Origin of the sequence: Roseovarius sp. A46 (assembly GCF_004126395.1) — a bacterium.
Taxonomy (GTDB): domain Bacteria; phylum Pseudomonadota; class Alphaproteobacteria; order Rhodobacterales; family Rhodobacteraceae; genus Roseovarius; species Roseovarius nitratireducens.
Genome location: NZ_PVWS01000044.1, coordinates 1 through 19,087 on the forward strand (window position 1 = coordinate 1; position 19,087 = coordinate 19,087).

Annotated in this window: 20 protein-coding genes; 4 read left to right on the forward strand and 16 right to left on the reverse strand. The window is 66.4% G+C overall.

What is annotated here, in order from left to right; translation table 11 throughout:
* Positions 1–127, reverse strand: a 127-nt coding sequence (locus C6W92_RS16180) for a GTP-binding protein (RefSeq protein WP_241691048.1), incomplete at its 3' end; no start/stop codon positions are given.
* Between the two features lie 137 nt (positions 128–264).
* Complete coding sequence (locus C6W92_RS16185) at positions 265–936, reverse strand: hypothetical protein (RefSeq protein WP_347232817.1); 672 nt, start codon at positions 934–936, stop codon at positions 265–267.
* A gap of 131 nt (positions 937–1,067) precedes the next feature.
* Here C6W92_RS16185 and C6W92_RS16190 point away from each other — a divergent pair, with 131 nt between their 5' ends.
* Positions 1,068–2,441 carry a cytochrome P450 gene (locus tag C6W92_RS16190; RefSeq protein ID WP_129435026.1) on the forward strand — a complete coding sequence of 458 codons (1,374 nt, stop codon included), beginning with the start codon at positions 1,068–1,070 and terminating at the stop codon, positions 2,439–2,441.
* Between the two features lie 66 nt (positions 2,442–2,507).
* On the opposite strand, the gene C6W92_RS16195 is transcribed toward C6W92_RS16190, so the two are convergent.
* A complete protein-coding gene (locus C6W92_RS16195; RefSeq protein ID WP_129435028.1) occupies positions 2,508–3,383 on the reverse strand; it encodes a 3-hydroxybutyryl-CoA dehydrogenase in 876 nt (291 codons plus the stop codon).
* A 161-nt stretch (positions 3,384–3,544) separates the two neighbouring features.
* Here C6W92_RS16195 and C6W92_RS16200 point away from each other — a divergent pair, with 161 nt between their 5' ends.
* Positions 3,545–4,378: a DUF6473 family protein gene (locus C6W92_RS16200; RefSeq protein WP_129435030.1), complete on the forward strand. Its 834-nt coding sequence runs from the start codon at positions 3,545–3,547 to the stop codon at positions 4,376–4,378.
* A 374-nt stretch (positions 4,379–4,752) separates the two neighbouring features.
* Here C6W92_RS16200 and C6W92_RS16205 read toward each other — a convergent pair whose 3' ends face one another.
* The 5 genes from C6W92_RS16205 to C6W92_RS16225 form a co-directional block, all read right to left on the reverse strand.
* Positions 4,753–5,679 carry an FAD-binding protein gene (locus tag C6W92_RS16205; RefSeq protein WP_129435032.1) on the reverse strand — a complete coding sequence of 309 codons (927 nt, stop codon included), beginning with the start codon at positions 5,677–5,679 and terminating at the stop codon, positions 4,753–4,755.
* On the reverse strand, positions 5,679–6,437 hold the full coding sequence (locus C6W92_RS16210) for an electron transfer flavoprotein subunit beta/FixA family protein (protein WP_104019914.1): 759 nt from the start codon (positions 6,435–6,437) through the stop codon (positions 5,679–5,681). The genes C6W92_RS16205 and C6W92_RS16210 overlap by 1 nt, the downstream gene beginning before the upstream one ends.
* A gap of 170 nt (positions 6,438–6,607) precedes the next feature.
* On the reverse strand, positions 6,608–7,180 hold the full coding sequence (locus C6W92_RS16215; RefSeq protein WP_129435034.1) for a cob(I)yrinic acid a,c-diamide adenosyltransferase: 573 nt from the start codon (positions 7,178–7,180) through the stop codon (positions 6,608–6,610).
* A gap of 12 nt (positions 7,181–7,192) precedes the next feature.
* Entirely contained in the window at positions 7,193–7,390 is a 198-nt protein-coding gene (locus tag C6W92_RS16220) for a twin transmembrane helix small protein (protein WP_129435036.1), read from the reverse strand.
* A gap of 102 nt (positions 7,391–7,492) precedes the next feature.
* The gene (locus tag C6W92_RS16225; protein WP_129435038.1) at positions 7,493–8,320 is read right to left on the reverse strand and encodes an SDR family NAD(P)-dependent oxidoreductase; all 828 of its coding nucleotides are present in this window, start codon (positions 8,318–8,320) and stop codon (positions 7,493–7,495) included.
* A 93-nt stretch (positions 8,321–8,413) separates the two neighbouring features.
* Here C6W92_RS16225 and C6W92_RS16230 point away from each other — a divergent pair, with 93 nt between their 5' ends.
* Positions 8,414–10,720 (forward strand): DNA topoisomerase IV subunit A, encoded by a 2,307-nt coding sequence (locus C6W92_RS16230; RefSeq protein ID WP_129435040.1) that lies wholly within the window; start codon positions 8,414–8,416, stop codon positions 10,718–10,720.
* 264 nt (positions 10,721–10,984) lie between these two features.
* Here C6W92_RS16230 and C6W92_RS16235 read toward each other — a convergent pair whose 3' ends face one another.
* Genes C6W92_RS16235 through C6W92_RS16265 form a run of 7 tightly spaced genes read right to left on the reverse strand, consistent with a single transcriptional unit; the run spans position 10,985 to position 16,394 of the window.
* Positions 10,985–11,884, reverse strand: coding sequence for a lysophospholipid acyltransferase family protein (locus C6W92_RS16235; RefSeq protein ID WP_241691192.1), 900 nt, complete (start codon positions 11,882–11,884; stop codon positions 10,985–10,987).
* 40 nt (positions 11,885–11,924) lie between these two features.
* Entirely contained in the window at positions 11,925–12,203 is a 279-nt protein-coding gene (locus tag C6W92_RS16240) for an HPr family phosphocarrier protein (protein ID WP_104019908.1), read from the reverse strand.
* Between the two features lie 11 nt (positions 12,204–12,214).
* Positions 12,215–12,607, reverse strand: a complete 393-nt coding sequence (locus tag C6W92_RS16245) for a PTS fructose transporter subunit IIA (protein ID WP_104019907.1) — start codon at positions 12,605–12,607, stop codon at positions 12,215–12,217.
* Complete coding sequence (gene rapZ, locus C6W92_RS16250; RefSeq protein ID WP_241691193.1) at positions 12,604–13,506, reverse strand: RNase adapter RapZ; 903 nt, start codon at positions 13,504–13,506, stop codon at positions 12,604–12,606. The genes C6W92_RS16245 and rapZ overlap by 4 nt, the downstream gene beginning before the upstream one ends.
* Positions 13,507–13,524: 18 nt before the next feature.
* On the reverse strand, positions 13,525–13,974 hold the full coding sequence (locus C6W92_RS16255) for a serine kinase (RefSeq protein WP_129435043.1): 450 nt from the start codon (positions 13,972–13,974) through the stop codon (positions 13,525–13,527).
* A 6-nt stretch (positions 13,975–13,980) separates the two neighbouring features.
* The gene (locus C6W92_RS16260) at positions 13,981–15,693 is read right to left on the reverse strand and encodes a sensor histidine kinase (RefSeq protein WP_129435044.1); all 1,713 of its coding nucleotides are present in this window, start codon (positions 15,691–15,693) and stop codon (positions 13,981–13,983) included.
* Entirely contained in the window at positions 15,693–16,394 is a 702-nt protein-coding gene (locus tag C6W92_RS16265) for a response regulator transcription factor (protein ID WP_129435046.1), read from the reverse strand. Before C6W92_RS16265 ends, C6W92_RS16260 begins: the two co-directional genes overlap by 1 nt.
* Positions 16,395–16,763: 369 nt before the next feature.
* On the opposite strand from C6W92_RS16265, the gene C6W92_RS16270 reads away from it, so the two are divergent.
* The gene (locus C6W92_RS16270) at positions 16,764–18,362 is read left to right on the forward strand and encodes a phosphoenolpyruvate carboxykinase (protein ID WP_129435047.1); all 1,599 of its coding nucleotides are present in this window, start codon (positions 16,764–16,766) and stop codon (positions 18,360–18,362) included.
* A gap of 359 nt (positions 18,363–18,721) precedes the next feature.
* Here the strand turns inward: C6W92_RS16270 and C6W92_RS17860 are convergent.
* Positions 18,722–19,087 (reverse strand): hypothetical protein (locus C6W92_RS17860; RefSeq protein ID WP_206735555.1); only part of this gene is annotated, 366 nt, incomplete at its 5' end.

The following is a 19,087-nucleotide window of genomic DNA, read 5'->3' on the forward strand; positions in this document are numbered from 1 at the left end:
CATAGGCCCGGAAATCGCCAAAATACTTCGTGATCGCCGCCGTCAGCGTCGTCTTGCCGTGGTCAACGTGACCAATCGTGCCGATGTTCACGTGCGGTTTCGAACGGTCAAACTTTTCCTTCGCCATTTCTCTGGGCACCTTGTCAATTGGGGGGCCGCCGGGCCCGGTTCTTGCTCCGCGCGCCGTTTAGGGGGTTACGGGGGGAAAATCAAGCGGCCCGTGGCCGTTTTGGCACGACTGGGCAGGTCGGTGCGGCCCGGGGATCACTCGACCGCCTCCGTGGCCTCTTCGCGCACCTGCTCCGCTGTCTCTTCGCCCGTCTCTCCGGCGTCCGCGGGCTCCGCGGCCGGGGCAGGGTCTGCCTCGGGGCGCCCGGACATCAGCCCGATCTTTTCCTTGGCGGGCCGCCCGTCATCCTCGAACCAGCCGAGATTGTCGTTCTGCCGGTTGAGCCAGTTCTCGATCAGCTTGGCGGCATTGCGGCTGAGGTGCTCCATCTGCACCTCCTTGCTCTGGGTGAGGCCCGATCCGATCACCGTCTTGGCCGAGACCGTCTCGACCACGGTGATCAGTTCGGGCTTTTCATTGAGCTTCTTGCCCGCCGCGTCGTCCCACACGGTGACGTTGAGGATCAGCGCCGATTTCGGCGAGGCCACCACCGGCACACCCGGAATGGCCAGCACGTAGCCCTCCACGCTCACCCCGAGATGATAGAGCTTCGAGCCCTCATGGCGCGTGAACCGCTCGTTGATCGCCCGTGTCATCGCGTCGATCCACTCCTCCTGGCTCGCCGCGCGGGATGCCGGCCCCTTGGTCAGGTTCGGTGCCACCACGACGTTGTGGCCAAGCCGGAAATTACCCAGATAGGCGGGCTCGCTGTCGAGATCGTTGGCATTGGTGCAGGCGGCGACGGCCAGAAGGCCGAGAAGGGCCATGAAACGGCGCATATGCGGCCTCCCATTATGATAAACTCGAAGAGGCTTAACGCAGCCCGCGTCACGGCGCAACGATTTGCCGCCCGCGCCCGCCGACCCTATATCAGGTATAGCAGTCTAGGGGCCCCGCGATGACCGATGCCACCACCGATACCGCCCCGCCCCCCGCGCCCGTGCGCGTGCCGCTCGTGACCGAGCCGCTCGGGGTGCTGGGGTCGCTGCGCGCGGCGCGGGAAAACGTGCTGTCGATCATCCCGGAGATTGCCACCCGTCAACCGATGGTGTCGGGCCGCACGGGCAAGCGCTGGCACATGGTGACGGACCCGGGCGCGATTCGGCGTATGCTGTTGGAAAACCTCGACAACTATCCCAAGTCTCTGGTCACCAAGAACCTGCTGCGCCCCGCCATCGGCGACTCGCTGTTCATCGCCGAGGGGGCGCATTGGCGCTGGCAGCGGCGCACCGCCGCGCCGGTGTTCTCGCACCGCAACGTGATGAACCTCGCGCCGGTCATGTCTGCCGCCGCCGCGCGCAGCGCCGATCGCATCGCAGACGCGGGCCCGCGCGCCGTGGACGTGGCCGCCGACATGGTGCGCACCACCTTCGACGTGATCGCCGATGTCACCTTTTCCGGCGACGGCACGTTCGACGCCGACGCCGTGCATCGCGGCATCGACGCCTATATCGCCGAGGCGGGGCGCATCTCGCTGTTCGATATCCTGGGCTTTCCCGATTGGGTGCCGCGCCCCGGGCGGCTGATGGCCGGGGGTGCGGTGAAGGAGATGAAGCGCGTCGCCGACGCGGCGGTCGAGGCCCGTCGCGCGCGCGGCCCCGACGGCGTGCCAGACCTGCTCGACCTGCTGCTCGAAGGCGAGGATCCCGAGACGAAGCGCCGCATGAATACGCCGGAATTGCGCGACAACCTGCTCACCTTCATCGTCGCGGGCCACGAGACCACCGCGCTCACGCTGGGCTGGTCGCTCTACCTTTGCGCCTTCGACCAACAGGTGCAGGACCGCGCCCGCGCCGAAGCGCGCGCGGTGCTCTCGGGCGATGCGGCCACCGGCGAGGACGTGGCACACCTGCCCTTCATCCGCCAGATCATCGACGAGGCGCTGCGCCTTTACCCGCCAGCGGGGATGGTGTCGCGCACGGCGATGGCCCCCGATACGCTCTGCGGGCGCGAGATCAGGCCCGGCGACACGGTCATCATCCCGATCTACGCGCTGCACCGCCACCACATGCTGTGGGAGGCACCCGACACCTTCCGCCCCGACCGCTTTGCCGACCGCAAGGCGGTGCCGCGCTATGCCTACCTGCCCTTCGGCGACGGGCCGCGCATCTGCATCGGCGCGAGCTTCGCGCTGCAGGAGGCGGTAATCATCCTCGCCACCCTGCTCGCACGGTTCCGCTTCACACCGGTGCCGGGGCGCGACCCGGACCCGGTGATGATCATCACGCTGCGCCCGCAGGGCGGCGTGTGGCTGATGGCCGAGGAGGTGTGACAGCCGGAGCGGACCATCCGAGCTTCCCCCGCGCAGAGTAAAGACGCGTGTACGCGCCCGCCGCCCTCACCGCGTCGGCACCGGCTCCTCGCCGCGGTAATCGTAGAACCCGCGCCCGGACTTGCGCCCGAGCCAGCCCGCCTCGACATACTTGGTCAGCAGCGGACAGGGCCGGTACTTGGTGTCTGCCAGACCGTCATGCAGCACGTTCATGATCGCCAGACACGTATCCAGACCGATGAAATCCGCCAGTTCCAGCGGCCCCATCGGGTGATTGGCCCCGAGCTTCATCGACCGGTCGATGGAGCGCACGTTGCCCACCCCCTCGTAGAGCGTATAAACCGCCTCGTTGATCATCGGCATCAGGATGCGGTTGACGATGAAGGCCGGGAAATCCTCGGCGCTCGCCGCCGTCTTGCCGAGGTGCTCCACCACCGCGAGACAGGCGTCAAAGGTCTCCTTGTCGGTGGCGATACCGCGGATCAGTTCCACCAATTGCATCACCGGCACCGGGTTCATGAAGTGAAACCCCATGAATTTCTCGGGCCTGTCGGTGCGGCTCGCCAGCCGCGTGATCGAGATGGACGAGGTGTTGGAGGTCAGGATCGTGTGCTCCGCCAGGTGCGGCAGCAGCGCGTCAAAGATCTTCTGCTTGATCTCCTCGCGCTCGGTCGCGGATTCGATGATGAGATCGCACGCCCCGAGCGTCTCGAGCGCCGCCTCCGGCACGATGCGGGCCAGCGCGGCCTCCATCTCGGCCTCGCTGATCTTCTCGCGGCTGACCTGCCGCTCCATGTTCTTGCGGATGGTGGCCAGCGCCTTGTCCAGCGCCTCGGCGCTGACATCGTTGAGCCGCACCTCGTAGCCCGCAAGTGCCATCACGTGGGCGATGCCGTTGCCCATCTGGCCCGCGCCCACAACGCCCACTGTCCGGATGTCCATGCACCGCCCTTTCCTCGCTTCACGCGGACAACATAGGCCCCGGCGGGGACACGCCGCAAGGGCCGGATTCCGCTAAAATGCGCCACGAATTCGAGGTTTAGGGAAATGGAAAGGCGAATCATCGAGCCTCGCTTCCGGGTGACTGAAAACGGGTGGGACCGATGGCTTACGAATGCATGGGGCGCCAGCCCCTCGATTATCTACCGGTGCGCTACCCGGGCTCGCGGCTGGTCTTTCGCGGGCCACGGCGCGGCCTGACAGGGGCTTACGTGGCCTGCATCGGCAGCACCGGAACCCATGGCAGCTTCGTGGCAAGGCCCTGGCCCGCCCTCCTCGAGGACGATCTGGGCACGCCTTGCGTCAATCTCGGCCTGCCCAATGCCGGGCCGGATGTGTTTGCCAATGACGCGGCGGTGCAGAAAATCGCACGGGGCGCACGCGCGGTGGTGCTGCAACTGCCCTGCGCGATGAACCTCTCCAACCCGTTCTACCGGGTGCATCCACGCCGCAACGACCGCTTCGTCGCGGCGACGGACGCGCTGCGCGTTCTTTACGCCGAGGTAGATTTCACCGAGTTCCATTTCACCCGCCACCTGATGCGCCGGCTCGCCGCGATCTCGCCCGCGCGCTTCGCGCGGCTGCGCACGGCGGTGCAAGAGGCGTGGCTCGCCCGCATGTCGGTGGTGTTGCGCGGGCTCGCGCCGCCGGTGGTGCTGTTGTGGCAGGCCAACCACCCACCGGGCGACGGCGCGGGAAGTGCTGCCATCGACGCCGATCCCGCCTTCGTCAGCCGCGCCATGCTCGACGCCCTCGCCCCACACGCCGCCGCCACGGTGCTGGTGGTGGCGTCCGGTGCGGCGCGCACGCAAGGCACGCACGACATGCGCTTTCCGCCGATGCAAGAGGATGTCGCCGCCGCCCTGCCCGGCCCGCGCGCGCATCGCGAGGTGGCCTTGGCGCTGCACCCCGTGCTGACCCGGCTGCTCAAGGATTAGCGGTCGCCACCCGACACGCGAGACCCGATGGAGGCGCGGGGCCGAACACCGGGTCAAGCCGCGTGAGCAAGACAGTCGGGGAACAGCTCTGAGCCGGAATGCGCACGACATCGGGCCGGGGCCATCGACCCGAATGGCCTTGAGCGGACCTTGAACCATCCGGTGATGAGCCGCGCGGGGGCAGGAAGCGAATGGCAGGATCAGGCCAATCGCACCCGTCATGACGCACCCGGCCACGGTCCGTTCCGGCCCGCTCACTTGCCCCTCGGACCTCCGTCCAGGCAACCGAGGCAAGGACCACGACCCTTATGCCGGAAAAATAAACGGGCCCGCGCAATGGCGCGGGCCCCCTTGTCTCGACAGTCGCCCGAACCTCAGAGCTTCTCGACCAGCTCCGGCACGGCGGTGAAGAGATCGGCCACCAGGCCATAATCGGCGACCTGGAAAATCGGCGCTTCCTCGTCCTTGTTAATCGCGACGATGACCTTCGAATCCTTCATCCCCGCAAGGTGCTGGATCGCGCCAGAAATGCCCACCGCGACGTACAGGTCCGGGGCGACGACCTTGCCGGTCTGACCCACCTGCCAGTCGTTCGGCGCATAGCCCGAATCGACCGCCGCGCGGCTCGCACCAACGGCGGCGCCCAGCTTGTCCGCGAGGCTTTCGATCAGCGCGAAATCGTCCTTGCTGCCGACGCCACGGCCGCCCGAGACGACGACACCCGCCGAGGTCAGCTCCGGCCGGTCGCTCTCGGCCACCTTGTCCTCGACCCATTCGGAGAGGCCCGGATTGTCGGTGGCCCCGATGGTCTCGACGGCGCAGGCCGCCTGCTCGCCCGCCGCGTCGAAGGTCGAGGTGCGGATCGAGACGACCTTCTTGGCGTCCTTCGACTTCACCGTCTGCACGGCGTTGCCCGCATAGATCGGGCGCTCGAACGTATCGCCATCAATGACGCCAGAGACGTCCGAGATCACCATCGCGTCGAGCAGTGCAGCCACCCGGGGCAGCACGTTCTTGGCATCGGTGGTGGCCGGGGCCACGACGTGATCGTAATCACCGGCAAGCGACACGATCAGCGCCGCCGTCGGCTCGGCCAGACGGTGCCCGAGAGAGGCATCCTCGGCGACCAGAACCTTGGTGACACCGGCGATCTTTGCCGCCGCCTCGCCCGCCGCCGCCGCGTGCGCACCGGCACAGAGCGCGGTCACGTCGCCAAGCGCTGCCACCGCCGTCACCGCCTTGGCGGTCGCGTCCAGGTTCAGCTCGCCATCGGTCACTTCTGCAAGAAGAAGAACAGCCATCACACGACCCCCGCTTCCTTGAGTTTCGCCACCAGCTCGTCCACCGAGCCCACGATTTCGCCCGCCTTGCGCGCCGGCGGCTCCTCGGTCTTGAGCACCTCCAGACGGGGGCTCGCATCGACGCCGTAATCCTCGGCGGTCTTCTCGTCGAGCGGCTTCTTCTTGGCCTTCATGATGTTCGGAAGGCTCGCATAGCGCGGCTCGTTGAGGCGCAGATCGACGGTCACGATAGCCGGCATCGTCACCTTGATGGTCTGAAGCCCGCCATCCACCTCGCGGGTGACCAGCGCGTGATCGCCCTCGATCTCCAGCTTCGAGGCAAACGTCGCCTGCGACCAGCCCAACAGCGCCGACAGCATCTGCCCGGTGGCGTTCATGTCGTTGTCGATGGCCTGCTTGCCACAGAGCACGAGGCCGGGCTGCTCTTCCTCGACGATCTTGGCAAGGATCTTGGCCACGGCGAGCGGCTCGACATCCTGATGCACGTCATCGGCGGCAACCACGAGGATCGCGCGATCCGCGCCCATCGCAAGCGCCGTGCGCAGCGTCTCCTGCGCCTGTTTGACGCCGATGGAGACGGCGATCACCTCCTCGGCCTTGCCCGCCTCACGCAGGCGGATGGCTTCCTCGACGGCGATCTCGTCGAACGGGTTCATCGACATCTTGACATTGGCGAGATCGACACCGCTTCCATCCGCCTTGACACGGACTTTGACGTTGTAATCGATCACGCGCTTGACAGGCACGAGCACCTTCATTGGCACGGTCTCCCTTACAGTGATGAGCGGCCCCTCGCGGCCCCTCGGCTTGGCTCTCCCGCGCGGTGATACCGGCTCATGCGCGCGGGAAACAGGGTAAAATCGTCACGTTTCGGTTCGCGGACGCCACGTTTTGACGGTTTGTGGCCCGCGATCCTTTCCAGAATATGTCACCGGTTCGCGCCCGGAACCCACAGCACGTCCTCCTTGCCGCCGTCATTGGCCATGCGCGCGGCCACGAAGAACCAGTCGCTCGCCCGGTTGAGATAGCGCACCGCCGCCTCGTTGACCGTTTCCAGCGCCGCCAGTTCCACCATCAGCCGCTCGGCACGCCGCGCCACGGTGCGGCACAGGTGCAGATGCGCGGCCAGCGGCGAGCCGCCCGGCAGGATAAAGCTGCGCAGCGGTTCGAGATGGCCGTTCATCGCGTCGATTTCGGCCTCGAGCCTATCGACCTGCGCGGGCACCATCCGCAGCGGGATATACTCGGCCTCACCGTCCTTTTCCATGTCCGGGCGGCACAGGTCCGCACCCAGGTCAAAGAGGTCGTTCTGAATCCGCGCCAGCGCCGCGTCGGTCTCGCCCTCGGCATGGAGCCGCGCCAGCCCCAGCGTGGCGTTGAGCTCGTCCACCGTGCCATAGGCGGTGACGCGCGCCGAATGCTTGGCCACCCGCACACCGTTGCCCAGCGCGGTCTCGCCCGCGTCGCCGGTGCGTGTGTATATCTTGTTGAGCACGACCATGAATCAGCCTCCCTACCTGCGGAAATAGACGAACACGAGGATCAGCAGCACCGCCACGAACTGCGCGATCAGCCGCCAGCGCATGTACTTGTTGGCGCGCTTGGCGTTCTCCACCCCCTCCTTGCCGAAGGTCGCGATGCCGCGGATCAGGATCGCCGCCGTCACCAGGCAGCCCGCAGCCACGAGCCAGAAAAGCGGGTCGGTCAGCATGATCCCCTCCTTGCATTCGAATCGCGTCTGCCGCGCATCTAGGACGGCGCGCGGGGAAAGCGAAAGGGAAAATCCCCCGCGCCCTGTCCCGCCACGCGCCGTTCACCCCCTGCTCAGCACCCAATCAAGCGCCCGCACCGGCAATACACGGCGCAGCGCGCCCATGGCGTAAGTGGGTGTCGTGACATAGTACCGCGCCTTCGGGCGCGGCGATTCGAGCGCGTGAACCAGCTTCTTCGTCACCGCGGCGGCGGGCCATTGCGGCCCCTTGCTGCTCCCCTTGTAAAGCTGGTCAAGCAGGCTCTCGCGATACTCCTCGGCGCGCGCCGAATTCTCCCAGTCGATCCATTTCTCGAACTGCTTGATCGCGTTCTGCCGAAACGGCGTGTCGATCGGTCCCGGGTCGATGATCACCACCTCGATCCCCGTGCCTGCAAGCTCCAGCCGCATCGCATCGCTCAGCCCCTCCTGCGCGAATTTCGTCGCCACATAGGCCCCGCGCCATTTCATCGCGACGAGGCCCAGCACCGAAGAGCATTGCACGATACGACCATGCCCCTGCCCGCGCATCACCGGGATCACCCGCCGCGTCAGGTCGTGCCAGCCGATCAGGTTGGCCTGGAATATGGTGCGCAGCGCCTCGGTGGGGACGTCCTCGACCGGCCCGGGGATCGCGTAGGCCCCGTTGTTGAACAGCGCATCGAGCCGCCCGCCCGTCGCGCCCAGCACCTCCGCCAGCCCGGCCTCGATGCTCGCCTCGTCCTCGTAGTCGACCCGCGGCGCCGCGAATCCCTCCTCGCGCAGCCGCACGCAATCGGCCTCCTTGCGGCAAGAGGCAAAGACGCGCCAGCCACGCCCGCGCAAGAACCGCGCCGCGTCCAGCCCGATACCCGACGAACAGCCGGTGATGAGAATGCTCCGTTCGCTCATGACCACCTTGTGACCCGGCGCAGTGCACGATGCAAGCACGCGCGGCCCTGTCCCCGCTTTACGCCCGCGCATGCCGTCTGTATCACCATATCCATGACAGACCTGCTCGACGACCCCAACATGCGCCCCGAGGCCACACCCGAGCCGCTGCGCCGCGCCATCGGCGAGCGGTATCTGACCTATGCGCTCTCGACCATCATGCACCGCGCGCTCCCGGATGCCCGTGACGGGCTCAAACCGGTGCATCGCCGCATCCTCTACGCCATGCGCGAACTCAGGCTCTCCAGCACCGGCGGATTCCGCAAGTCCGCCAAGATTTCCGGCGACGTGATGGGCAACTATCACCCCCACGGGGACGCCGCGATCTACGACGCGATGGCGCGATTGGCGCAGGATTTCGCGGTGCGCTACCCGCTCGTGGACGGGCAGGGCAATTTCGGCAATATCGACGGCGATAATCCGGCCGCCTCGCGCTACACCGAAGCGCGGATGACCCCCTTTGCCGAGGCGCTGCTGGAGGGGCTGACCGAGGACGCGGTCGATTTCCGGGACAATTACGACGGCACGCTGCGCGAACCTGTCGTGCTGCCCGCGGCCTTCCCGAACCTGCTGGCCAACGGCGCCTCGGGCATCGCCGTGGGCATGGCCACCAACATCCCGCCGCACAACATCGCCGAGCTGATCGACGCCTGCCTGCACCTGATCAAGTCGCCGGATGCGCGCGACGAGACATTGCTCAACCATATCCCCGGCCCCGATTTTCCCACCGGCGGCGTGATCGTCGAGCCAGCCGAGAACATCGCGCAGGCTTATCGCACCGGGCGCGGCTCCTTCCGGCTGCGCGCCCGCTGGGAGGTCGAGGAGCTGGGCCGCGGCGGCTGGCAGATCGTCGTCTCCGAAATCCCGTACCAGGTGCAGAAATCCAAGCTGATCGAGCGCATCGCCGACCTGATCCAGACCCGCAAGGTGCCGATCCTCGCCGATGTCCGCGACGAGAGCACCGATGACGTCCGCCTCATCCTCGAGCCGCGCACGCGCAATGTCGATCCGGCGGCACTGATGGGCCTGATGTTCCGCAACACCGATCTGGAACTGCGCTTCTCGCTCAACATGAACGTGCTCGTCGACGGGGTGACGCCCTGGGTCTGCTCGCTGCGCGAGGTGCTGCGCGCCTTTCTTGATTTCCGGCAAGAGGTGCTGCTGCGCCGCTCGCGTCACCGGATGGAAAAGATCGACCACCGGCTCGAGGTGCTCGAAGGGCTGATCGTCGCCTTTCTCAACCTCGACCGCGTGATCGAGATCATCCGCTACGACGACGCGCCCAAACCGGCCCTGATGCGCGAGGACTGGGGCCGGACCTTCACCCGCGCCGCCTCCGAAGCCGATTACGTGCCCCCTGCCCCGTCCAAAGAGGACGGGCTGTCGGATATCCAGGCCGAGGCGATCCTCAACATGCGCCTGCGCTCCTTGCGTCGGCTCGAGGAGATGGAGCTGCGCGCCGAGCGCGACGCGCTGATGGAGGAACGTGCCGGGCTCGAGGATCTGCTCGACGACACGCGCCTGCAATGGGCCGCCATCGCCAACCAGCTCAAGGAGGTGAAAAAGACGTTCGGCAAGACCCACCCGATCGGCGCGCGCCGCACCACCTTCTCCGAGGCGGGACCGGTGGAGGAGGTGCCGATCGAGGCGATGACCCCGCGCGAGCCGATCACCGTGGTCTGTTCGCGCCGCGGCTGGATCCGCGCCATGACCGGGCATATCGACCTGAATCGCGAACTGAAATTCAAGGACGGCGACGGGCCGCGCTTCATCTTTCACGCCGAGACCACCGACCGGCTGCTCGTCTTCGGCACCAACGGGCGGTTCTACACCCTCGCGGCGGCGAGCCTGCCGGGCGGGCGTGGCATGGGCGAGCCGCTGCGCCTCATGGTCGATCTGCCCAACGAGGCCGAGATCGTCGATCTGCTGATCCACAAGCCGGGGCGCAAGCTCCTGGTCGCGTCCTCGGCGGGCGACGGATTCGTGGTGTCCGAGGACGAGGTTCTGGCCCAGACCCGGACCGGCAGGCAGGTGCTCAACCTGCGCGCCCCCGCCCGCGCGGTGGTCTGCCGACCGGTGGCGGGCGATCACGTGGCCTGCGTGGGCGAGAACCGCAAGGTGCTGGTCTTCGCCCTCGACGAATTGCCGGAACTGGGCCGCGGCAAGGGCGTGCGGCTCCAGAAATTCAAGGATGGCGGGCTGTCGGACGCCACCACCTTCACCCTCGCCGACGGGCTGAGCTGGCGCGATCCGGCGGGCCGCACCCGCACCGAGAGCGACCTCACGGAATGGCTGGGCAAACGCGCGGGCGCGGGCCGCATGGCCCCGCGCGGCTTCCCGCGCGACAACCGGTTCACGTGAGGGGAATTCTGGCCTGTCCCTGCCATTCGCCTCCTGCCTCCGCGCGGAATAAAGGCGCGTTTACGCGCCGCTGCGCGATCGCCAGCCCGCCCCACGGGCTGGCGATTGGGTAACGCTGGTGCAAAGCTCTCATCTCTCTCGGATTTTGTGAGATAAAGCGCGGCAGACCAACCGCTGGATCGCCAACCCGTGGGCTGGCGCCCGCGCGGCTCATCGCCCGGATGCCGCAACGTCCCCTCCAGGCCAAACCCGGTCGCCCGACCGCTACCCCCGCCGCTCTCCCAGCGACAGCGTGTGCGCGCGCAGCCATTCCATGAAGCCGCGCGGGTCGCCTTGCAGCATCTTCATCCGTTCCGCGTCCACCGGCTTGCCCACGACCGGTTTCTGCGGCTTGCCGCAACTGCGCACCACCTCGTGCAACAAGAGCCCCTGCCGCATGGTGGGCGAGATGCAATTGGCCATCTGGTACCAGCGCGAATTGGACCCGGGAAAGTAGACCGGCACCACCTGCGCGCCCGAGCGGCGGATCATCTGCGCGGTGAACACGTTCCACTCGCGCTCGACCACCGGACCAAAGAGCGTGTCGGATGATGCCACCACGCCAGAGGGAAACACGCTGATGAGCCCCCCCTCCTTGAGATGCGACATCGCGCTCGCACGCATCTCGACCGATTTGCGCTGCGCCTCGGGGTCGTGCGGGAACGGCACCGGGATCATGTAGGAGGCCGCGACCTCGTCGATGCCCGTGAGCAGCGCGCGCGTCAGGATCTTGTAATCCGTGCGTCGCCGCCCGATCAGGTCGGCGAGGATCATGCCGTCCACCAGCCCGTGCGGATGGTTGGCCACCACCACCACCGGGCCCTCGGTGGGGATGTTGGCGATCTCCTCGTCGGGCGTAAGCAGCGGAACACCCATCGTATCGAGCGCCGCCCGCCAGAACGCCTGCCCCGAGGGCGCGCCGCTCTTCTCGAAGGCGCGGATCATGCGGATGATGCTGATCTTGCCGGTCAGCCACTCCATCCCGCGGATGATCGTGGCGGTGGCGGGGCTGTCAAAGCTGTTGGCATAGGTCAGACTGCGGCGATCGTACTTGGTTAACAGAACCTGCCCGCCGGTCTCCCCGCCGGTCTCCCCGCCGGTCTCTGGCTGCGCCTTCCTGCTCACGTCGTCCGTCCCGCTTCGCTGTGCCGGTGCCATGCGCGGCCTAGGTATCCTCGCCGAAGCGATCGGCGACCAGCGCGGCCAGCGCATCGCCCAGCGGCCCGGCATCGGCCCCCATGATCTCGACGTCAATAGTGCTTCCTTTGGCCGCTGCCAACATCAAAAGCCCCATGATGCTGTCGCCCGAGGCCGACTCGGGGCCGTGGCTCACCTCGACCTGCGCATCGAACCCCTCGACCACCTCGACGAACTTGGCGGCGGCGCGGGCGTGCAGCCCCTTTTCGTTGACGATCTCGAGTTGCCGCCGCATGCGCTCGGTCATTGCGCTTTTCCTCATTCCGTTGAAACGTTGTGGCTGTCGATATACTTGCGCCCCGCCTCGAGCGCCGCGCGCACCGCCACCGAGACCGGGCTGTGGCGGCTCTTGGCCAGCTTGATGAGCATCGGCAGGTTGGCCCCGTAGAGAATGCGGCGGTTGTCGGGGCGGCAGGCACGCAGCGACAGGTTCGAGGGCGAGCCGCCAAAGATGTCGGTCACCACCACCACCCCGTCGCCGCTGTCCACCGCGTCCGCGGCGGCGCAAATCTCGTCCTGCTTTTCCGCGCGGTCGTGATCGCCCTCGACAGCGACGGCCACGATCCCGCTCTGCGCGCCGACCACGTGTTCGACCGCCTTGAGATACTCGCGGGCGAGCCCGCCATGTGCCACGATCACGATCCCGATCATGACCGCCCTTCCCCCGGCTCTCGCCGCTCCAGTTCCCGGTGCCTTAATGACACCGGCCAGCCTTGCTCCGCAAGCCTCGCCCGCAGCATTTCCGCCACCGCGACAGAGCGGTGCTGCCCGCCGGTACAGCCGGTGCCGATGGCGAGGTAGGCCTTGCCCTCTTCCTCGTGCGCGGGCAGCAGCAGCTCCATCAGCGCCGTCAGCCGGTCGAGAAACGGTGCCAGCCGCGGATCGTCCCTCAGATACGCCTGCACCGCCGGGTCCCGTCCGTCCGCGTCGCGCAGGCTCTGCTCCCAATGCGGGTTTGTCAGGAACCGGCAATCAAACACCATGTCGAGCCCGCGCGGCAGCCCGCGCTTGTACGAAAACGACTGCACCGAGATCGACAACCGCTTGGCACCGCCGGGCGCGAACCAGCGTTCGAGCTCGGCGCGAAGATCGTGGGGCGACATGTCGGAGGTATCGACCACGATATCCGAGCGGTCCCGCACCGGGCCGAGCAGATCGAGTTCGCGCGCGATGCCATCCTCGACACTGCCGCCGGGCGCGAGCGGATGGCGCCGCCGCGTCTCCGAGAAGCGCCGCACGAGGACGTCGGGGCGGCAGTCGAGATACAGCACCTCCATCTTGCCCGGTGCCGGCACCCCGCCTCCGTCGATCACCTCCAGCAGGGCGCGGACCGAGAAATCGCGATTGCGCACGTCGATACCCAGCGCCAGCGGCTTGTCGAGCCGCGGCCCGGCAAAGAGCCGCGGCAGCAGCGAAAGGGGCAGGTTGTCGATGGCCTCGAAACCGATATCCTCAAGCACGTGGATCGCCGTGCTGCGGCCCGCACCCGACGGGCCGGTGACAAGGACCAGCCTGTGAGGCATGTCAGCATCGGCGACGTGAGAGGACATGATCCGCGACCTTCGTTGCTATTCCAGCACTCCATACCGGAGATAGAGCGCAATCGCCGCCGGAAAATGCGCGTGCCCCGATCCGTGAACAAGCGGCAGCGCGGCGCCGACAATCCGCGTTTCGCGCAGCGGCGGCAGGCGTTCGGTCGCGGACCCGTCCAGGTCGACGACCAGCGCCAGCGGCCGCGGCCCCGCGGCCGGCAGCCGCAGCAGCCCTATCCCCCGCGCCTCGATCCGCCCGCGGATCGTGTCGGGCGCGTCGGCCATCACCTGATCGCCCGCGCGCCACACCCGGGTGCGGTCGTCGGCCACGAGCTCGGCCCCCAGCGCAATGAGCCGCAGCGCCAGCCCCGATTTGCCACTGCCCGCCGCCCCGCGAATGAGCACGGCCCGCCCCGCCTGCGCAACACAGCTCGCATGGACGGTCAGACCCCCGGCATCGTCCCCGGCCTCTGCCGCGCGGGCCATGCCCGCTCAGACCGGCAGGCCGACGACGAACCGCGCGCCCAGCGGCTCGGATGTCGCATCGGCATGGGTGGGGCGGATGTTCTCGGCCCAGATCACACCGTCATGCGCCTCCACGATCTGCTTCGAAATCGCCAGCCCCAGCCCCGAATTGTTGCCAAACTCGCCCTCGGGACGCTGGGAATAGAAGCGCTGGAAAATCTTGTCCAGCGACTCCTCGGGGATGCCCGGGCCGGTATCCTCGACCACGATCAGGACGCGGTTGGCGCGGCGGCGTGCCCAGACGCGGATCGCGTCGCCCTCCTCGCAAAAGCTGATAGCGTTAGTGATGAGGTTGACAAACACCTGTGCCAGCCGCGCCTCCAGCCCGGTGACGACGATCGGCTTGCCCGGGAAATCGGTGATGAACTCGACCCCCTTCTTGCCCGCCTCCTCGCTGAGGTACTGCGCGAGGTTCTGCAAGAGCGCCACCAGGTCGAACCCTTCCTGCGTCTCCTTGACCAGCTCGGAATCGAGACGCGAGGCGTTGGAGATATCGCTCACCAGGCGGTCGAGCCGGCGCACGTCATGCTCGATCACTTCGAGCAGGCGCTCGCGCTGATCCTCGCGGCGCGCGATGCGCATGGTGCCCACCGCCGAGCGCAGGCTCGCCAGCGGGTTCTTGATCTCGTGGGCCACGTCGGCGGCGAATTGTTCGTTGCTCTCGATCCGGCTGTAGAGTGCACCGACCATGCCGCGCAGCGCACCCGACAGCCGCCCGATCTCGTCGGGCCGCGCCGTCAGGTCGGGGATACGGATGCGCCCGCCGCCGCTGCGCCCGCGATTGCGCTCGCTCCCGATTTCGGCCGCGGCGGCGAGATCGGCGAGCGGGTTGGAGATGGTCGAGGCCAGAACAAGGCTCAGGCCGATGGAAATGAGCGTGGCGATCAGGAACATCTGCAACACCCGCTCCCGCTCGGCCGCCGAAATGCGGGCGACGTCGCCGGAGCTGTCGACCAGCACCACCGCGCCCACCGGTGTGGAACCGCGCATCACCGGCGCGGCGGCGCGCAATATCGTATCACCGCTGGCATCGATGGCGCGCACCTGCGCGCCCTCCGAGACCGCGGCATCGACCAGGTCACGCAACGCCGCGATCGCGTCCTGCGCTTCTTCCCCCGTGCCCTGCGTCGAAAAGGGCGCCGAGATGACGCCCCATATCCGTTCCAGGAAATCGGTCAGCGGCGTGGGCGGCATGTCCCCCGTGATTCCCGAGCGCGCGGGCGTGCCCGCCTTCTGCCCGAGCAAGAGCCCGGTCCTGTCAAAGAGATAGGCCTCGGTGCCCGGGCGCAGCGCGAGCCGCTCCAGCGTATCCTCGACATCTATGCCGTCGCCGGTGGCGAGGTTGACCGGTGCGGTCTGCGGCAACCGGGCGGCGACCACATCGGCGGTGAGCGCGGCGCGGTCGCGCAGGCTCTCGACGTGCTGGCGCACCAGCGTGTCCTGCGTGCTGTTGAGGTAGAGGATGCCGATGACCAGAACGTTGAGCGCGATCAGGTTGAAGGTGACGATCTTGCGCGTGAGCGCCGAGCGCCGCAGCGACAGCCAGCCGCGCCGCGCCCGCCGCTCGGTCAGCTCTGCTTCCTCCACGCGGTCGGGGGCGACGAAATCGTCCCCCAGGACGAGATCGCCATCCTTGCGCGCCCGCGGATCGCCCACGTCTATCCCCTCGGCCAGGGCCATCATTCCTCGTTGTAACGATACCCGATCCCGTAGAGCGTTTCGATGGCCGAGAATTCGGGATCGACCATCCGCAGTTTCTTGCGCAGGCGCTTGATGTGGCTGTCGATGGTGCGATCGTCCACATAGACCTGGTCGTCATAGGCCACATCCATCAGCTGATCGCGGCTCTTGACGAAGCCGGGACGCTGCGCGAGCGCCTGCAACAGCAGGAACTCAGTCACCGTGAGCGACACGTCCTGCCCCTTCCACGTCACCGCGTGGCGCAGCGGATCCATGCGCAATTCGCCGCGCTCGATCACCTTGTTTTCCTCGCCCTCGACCAGCGCGCCGCCGGCCACCACCTCCTGCCGCCGCAAGAGCGCGCGGATGCGCTCGACCAGCAGGCGCTGGGAAAACGGTTTCTTCACGTAATCATCCGCGCCCATGCGCAGGCCGAGGACCTCGTCGATCTCGTCATCCTTGGAGGTCAGGAAAATGACCGGCATCCGCGACTTCTGACGCAGCCGCTGCAACAGGTCCATCCCGTCCATGCGCGGCATCTTGATGTCGAGCACGGCCATGTCGGGCAGTTTCTTGCTGAAGGCGTCGAAGGCCTGCTGGCCATCGTTGTAGGTTTCGACCTCGAAGCCCTCGGCCTCGAGCGTCATGGCCACCGATGTCAGGATATTCCTGTCATCGTCCACAAGGGCGATCCTGGACATTGCTATTATTCCTCATACTGCTCTGAGTTTCTGAATTTTTTTCTCATTATGCGCCTTTTGCGCTCTGCGGATCAATCCAAAACTGCGAATCAGTCGCCTCGACCGCGCTCATTGGGCCGGAATTTCCTTGAGAATGGCTAAATGGACTCACCTTGCCCGCACGCATCGCATGGTGTTTCCGCTAACGGGCGGGTGATTGCGCTAACTTGGCGCTGGTTGCGCTAACTGCGGCAAACCCGCCTGTTATTTCACGAAAGCGTCGTGTTAAGACGCGCGCAGCCGGGCACGCCGCCCGACCGACGCCGCATCTCGGCGCCCCACTTGATCTGCTGCGGGCAGACGCATTTGGTGAACAGGAGCGAAGCAGACATGACACTCGGACGGGTGAACCCGAATTTCCGGCTGGAGGATCAGGGCATCACGGGGCTGGGCACGGTCCACTACAACCTCATCGAGCCCGCGCTGATCGAAGCGGCACTGAAAAACGGCGAAGGCACGCTCGGCCGCGGCGGCGCGTTCCTCGTCTCGACCGGCAAGTTCACCGGCCGCTCGCCCAAGGACAAGTTCGTCGTCCGCTCCGCCACCACCGAAGACACGATCTGGTGGGACAACAACGGCGCGATGGAGCCGGCAAAATTCGACGCGCTCTACGACGACATGCTCGCCTGGCTCGCCGGGCGCGACGTCTATGTCGAGGATCTCGTCGGCGGCGCCGACCCCGCGCTCGCCATCAACGTGCGCATGGTGACCGAGCTTGCCTGGCACAGCCTGTTCAACCGCACCATGCTGCGCCGCCCCGAGCGCGAGGCACTCGACGGCTTCGTCGCCGATTTCACGCTCATCAACTGCCCCGGCTTCAAGGCCGATCCCGGCCGTCACGGCTGCCGCACCGACACCGTGATCGCGATGAATTTTGACCGCAAGCTGATCCTCGTGGGCGGCACCGAATACGCCGGCGAGAACAAGAAATCCATCTTCACCCTGCTCAACTACCTGCTGCCTGAAAAGGGCGTGATGCCGATGCACTGCTCGGCCAACCACGCGCCCGACAACCCCGTCGATGCCGCCGTGTTCTTCGGCCTGTCGGGCACCGGCAAGACGACGCTCTCGGCCGATCCCGCGCGCACCCTCATCGGCGATGACGAGCATGGCTGGTCAGAGCGCGGCACCTTCAACTTCGAAGGCGGCTGCTATGCCAAGACCATCAACCTCGACCCCGATGCAGAGCCCGAGATCTACGCCACCACCTCGAAATTCGGCACCGTGGTCGAAAACATGGTGTTCGATCCCGAAACGCTGGAGCTTGATTTCGCCGATGACAGCCTCACCGCCAACATGCGCTGCGCCTACCCGCTGCACTACATCTCCAACGCGTCCGAGACGGCGCTTGGCGGGCACCCCAAGAACGTCATCATGCTCACCTGCGATGCCTTCGGCGTACTGCCACCCATCGCGCGGCTGACGCCCGCGCAGGCGATGTATCACTTCCTGTCCGGCTTCACCGCCAAGGTCGCAGGGACCGAGCGCGGCGTGACAGAGCCGCAGCCGACCTTCTCCACCTGCTTCGGCGCGCCCTTCATGCCCCGCCGCCCCGAGGTCTACGGCAATCTGCTGCGCGAAAAGATCGGCAAGCACGGCGCCACCTGCTGGCTGGTCAACACCGGCTGGACGGGGGGCGCCTACGGTGTCGGGAGCCGGATGCCGATCAAGGCCACCCGCGCGCTGCTCACCGCCGCCCTCGACGGCTCGCTGGGCGAGGTAGAGTTCCGCAAGGACGATAATTTCGGCTTCGAGGTGCCGGTCGAGGTGCCCGGCGTCGCCGAGGTCCTCCTCGACCCCCGCCGCACCTGGGACGACGCCGACGCCTACGACCGCCAGGCGGCCAAGCTCGTGCAGATGTTCGCCGACAACTTCGCCCAATACGTCCCCTTCATCGACGACGACGTGAAGGCGGCGGCGATCGGGTGAGGGTTGGGAGCGGGGGTGGGCGTTCAGTTGCCCCCGCCCGCTGCACTCGCTCCTTAGGTTGTTCAGCAGCAGGCATTGCAAACTCGCGCATTGAGGTTGCCCTTCGTGACGCGCTCGGCCTGAAGCCAACGTTCGGGATGCTCGCGCCGAGTGACTGGTTTCAGCCATTTTTCAACGTCTTGTGCCAAGAGCGACACGACGCGACTTGACGTTCCGTCGGGGGGAACAATCGTGCGAGGCAGTCAAAATTGAGCCAAATACTACACAGGAAATAATTCAACAGATTGCCGCGGGAAGGAAAAGAGGCTTCTCTTTTGACCATCCACACATCACTATGTGTTTTGAAGAATATCGCGCATTTAGTAGGGCGCTTCAGCATAATGAATGATGTCATGCCTCAACTCGTGACTAAATGCTGTGATAATACTCCAAAGAATTTCAGTAACGTGCCGCATCTCTGCGTCCTGCCGTAGCGCGACCGTCGAGCACTCTGCGAGCTTCCTTAAAAATAGATCTTGAACTTCAGATTTATCAACCAGTTCGCCCTGATACCCTCTAACCTTTTTCGAATAACCGGTCCAACGAACCTCGCGTATTGTAGGAAAGTCTGAACAACGCCTTCTGCTGCGCCGACGCGCCGATGTGAGGGCCATGCCGGGCATCAGGCAGCTTGTTTCCAGCGGCTTTCGGGCTGCTTCGGCCGCTCGGTTGGTGGACAGGCCAAT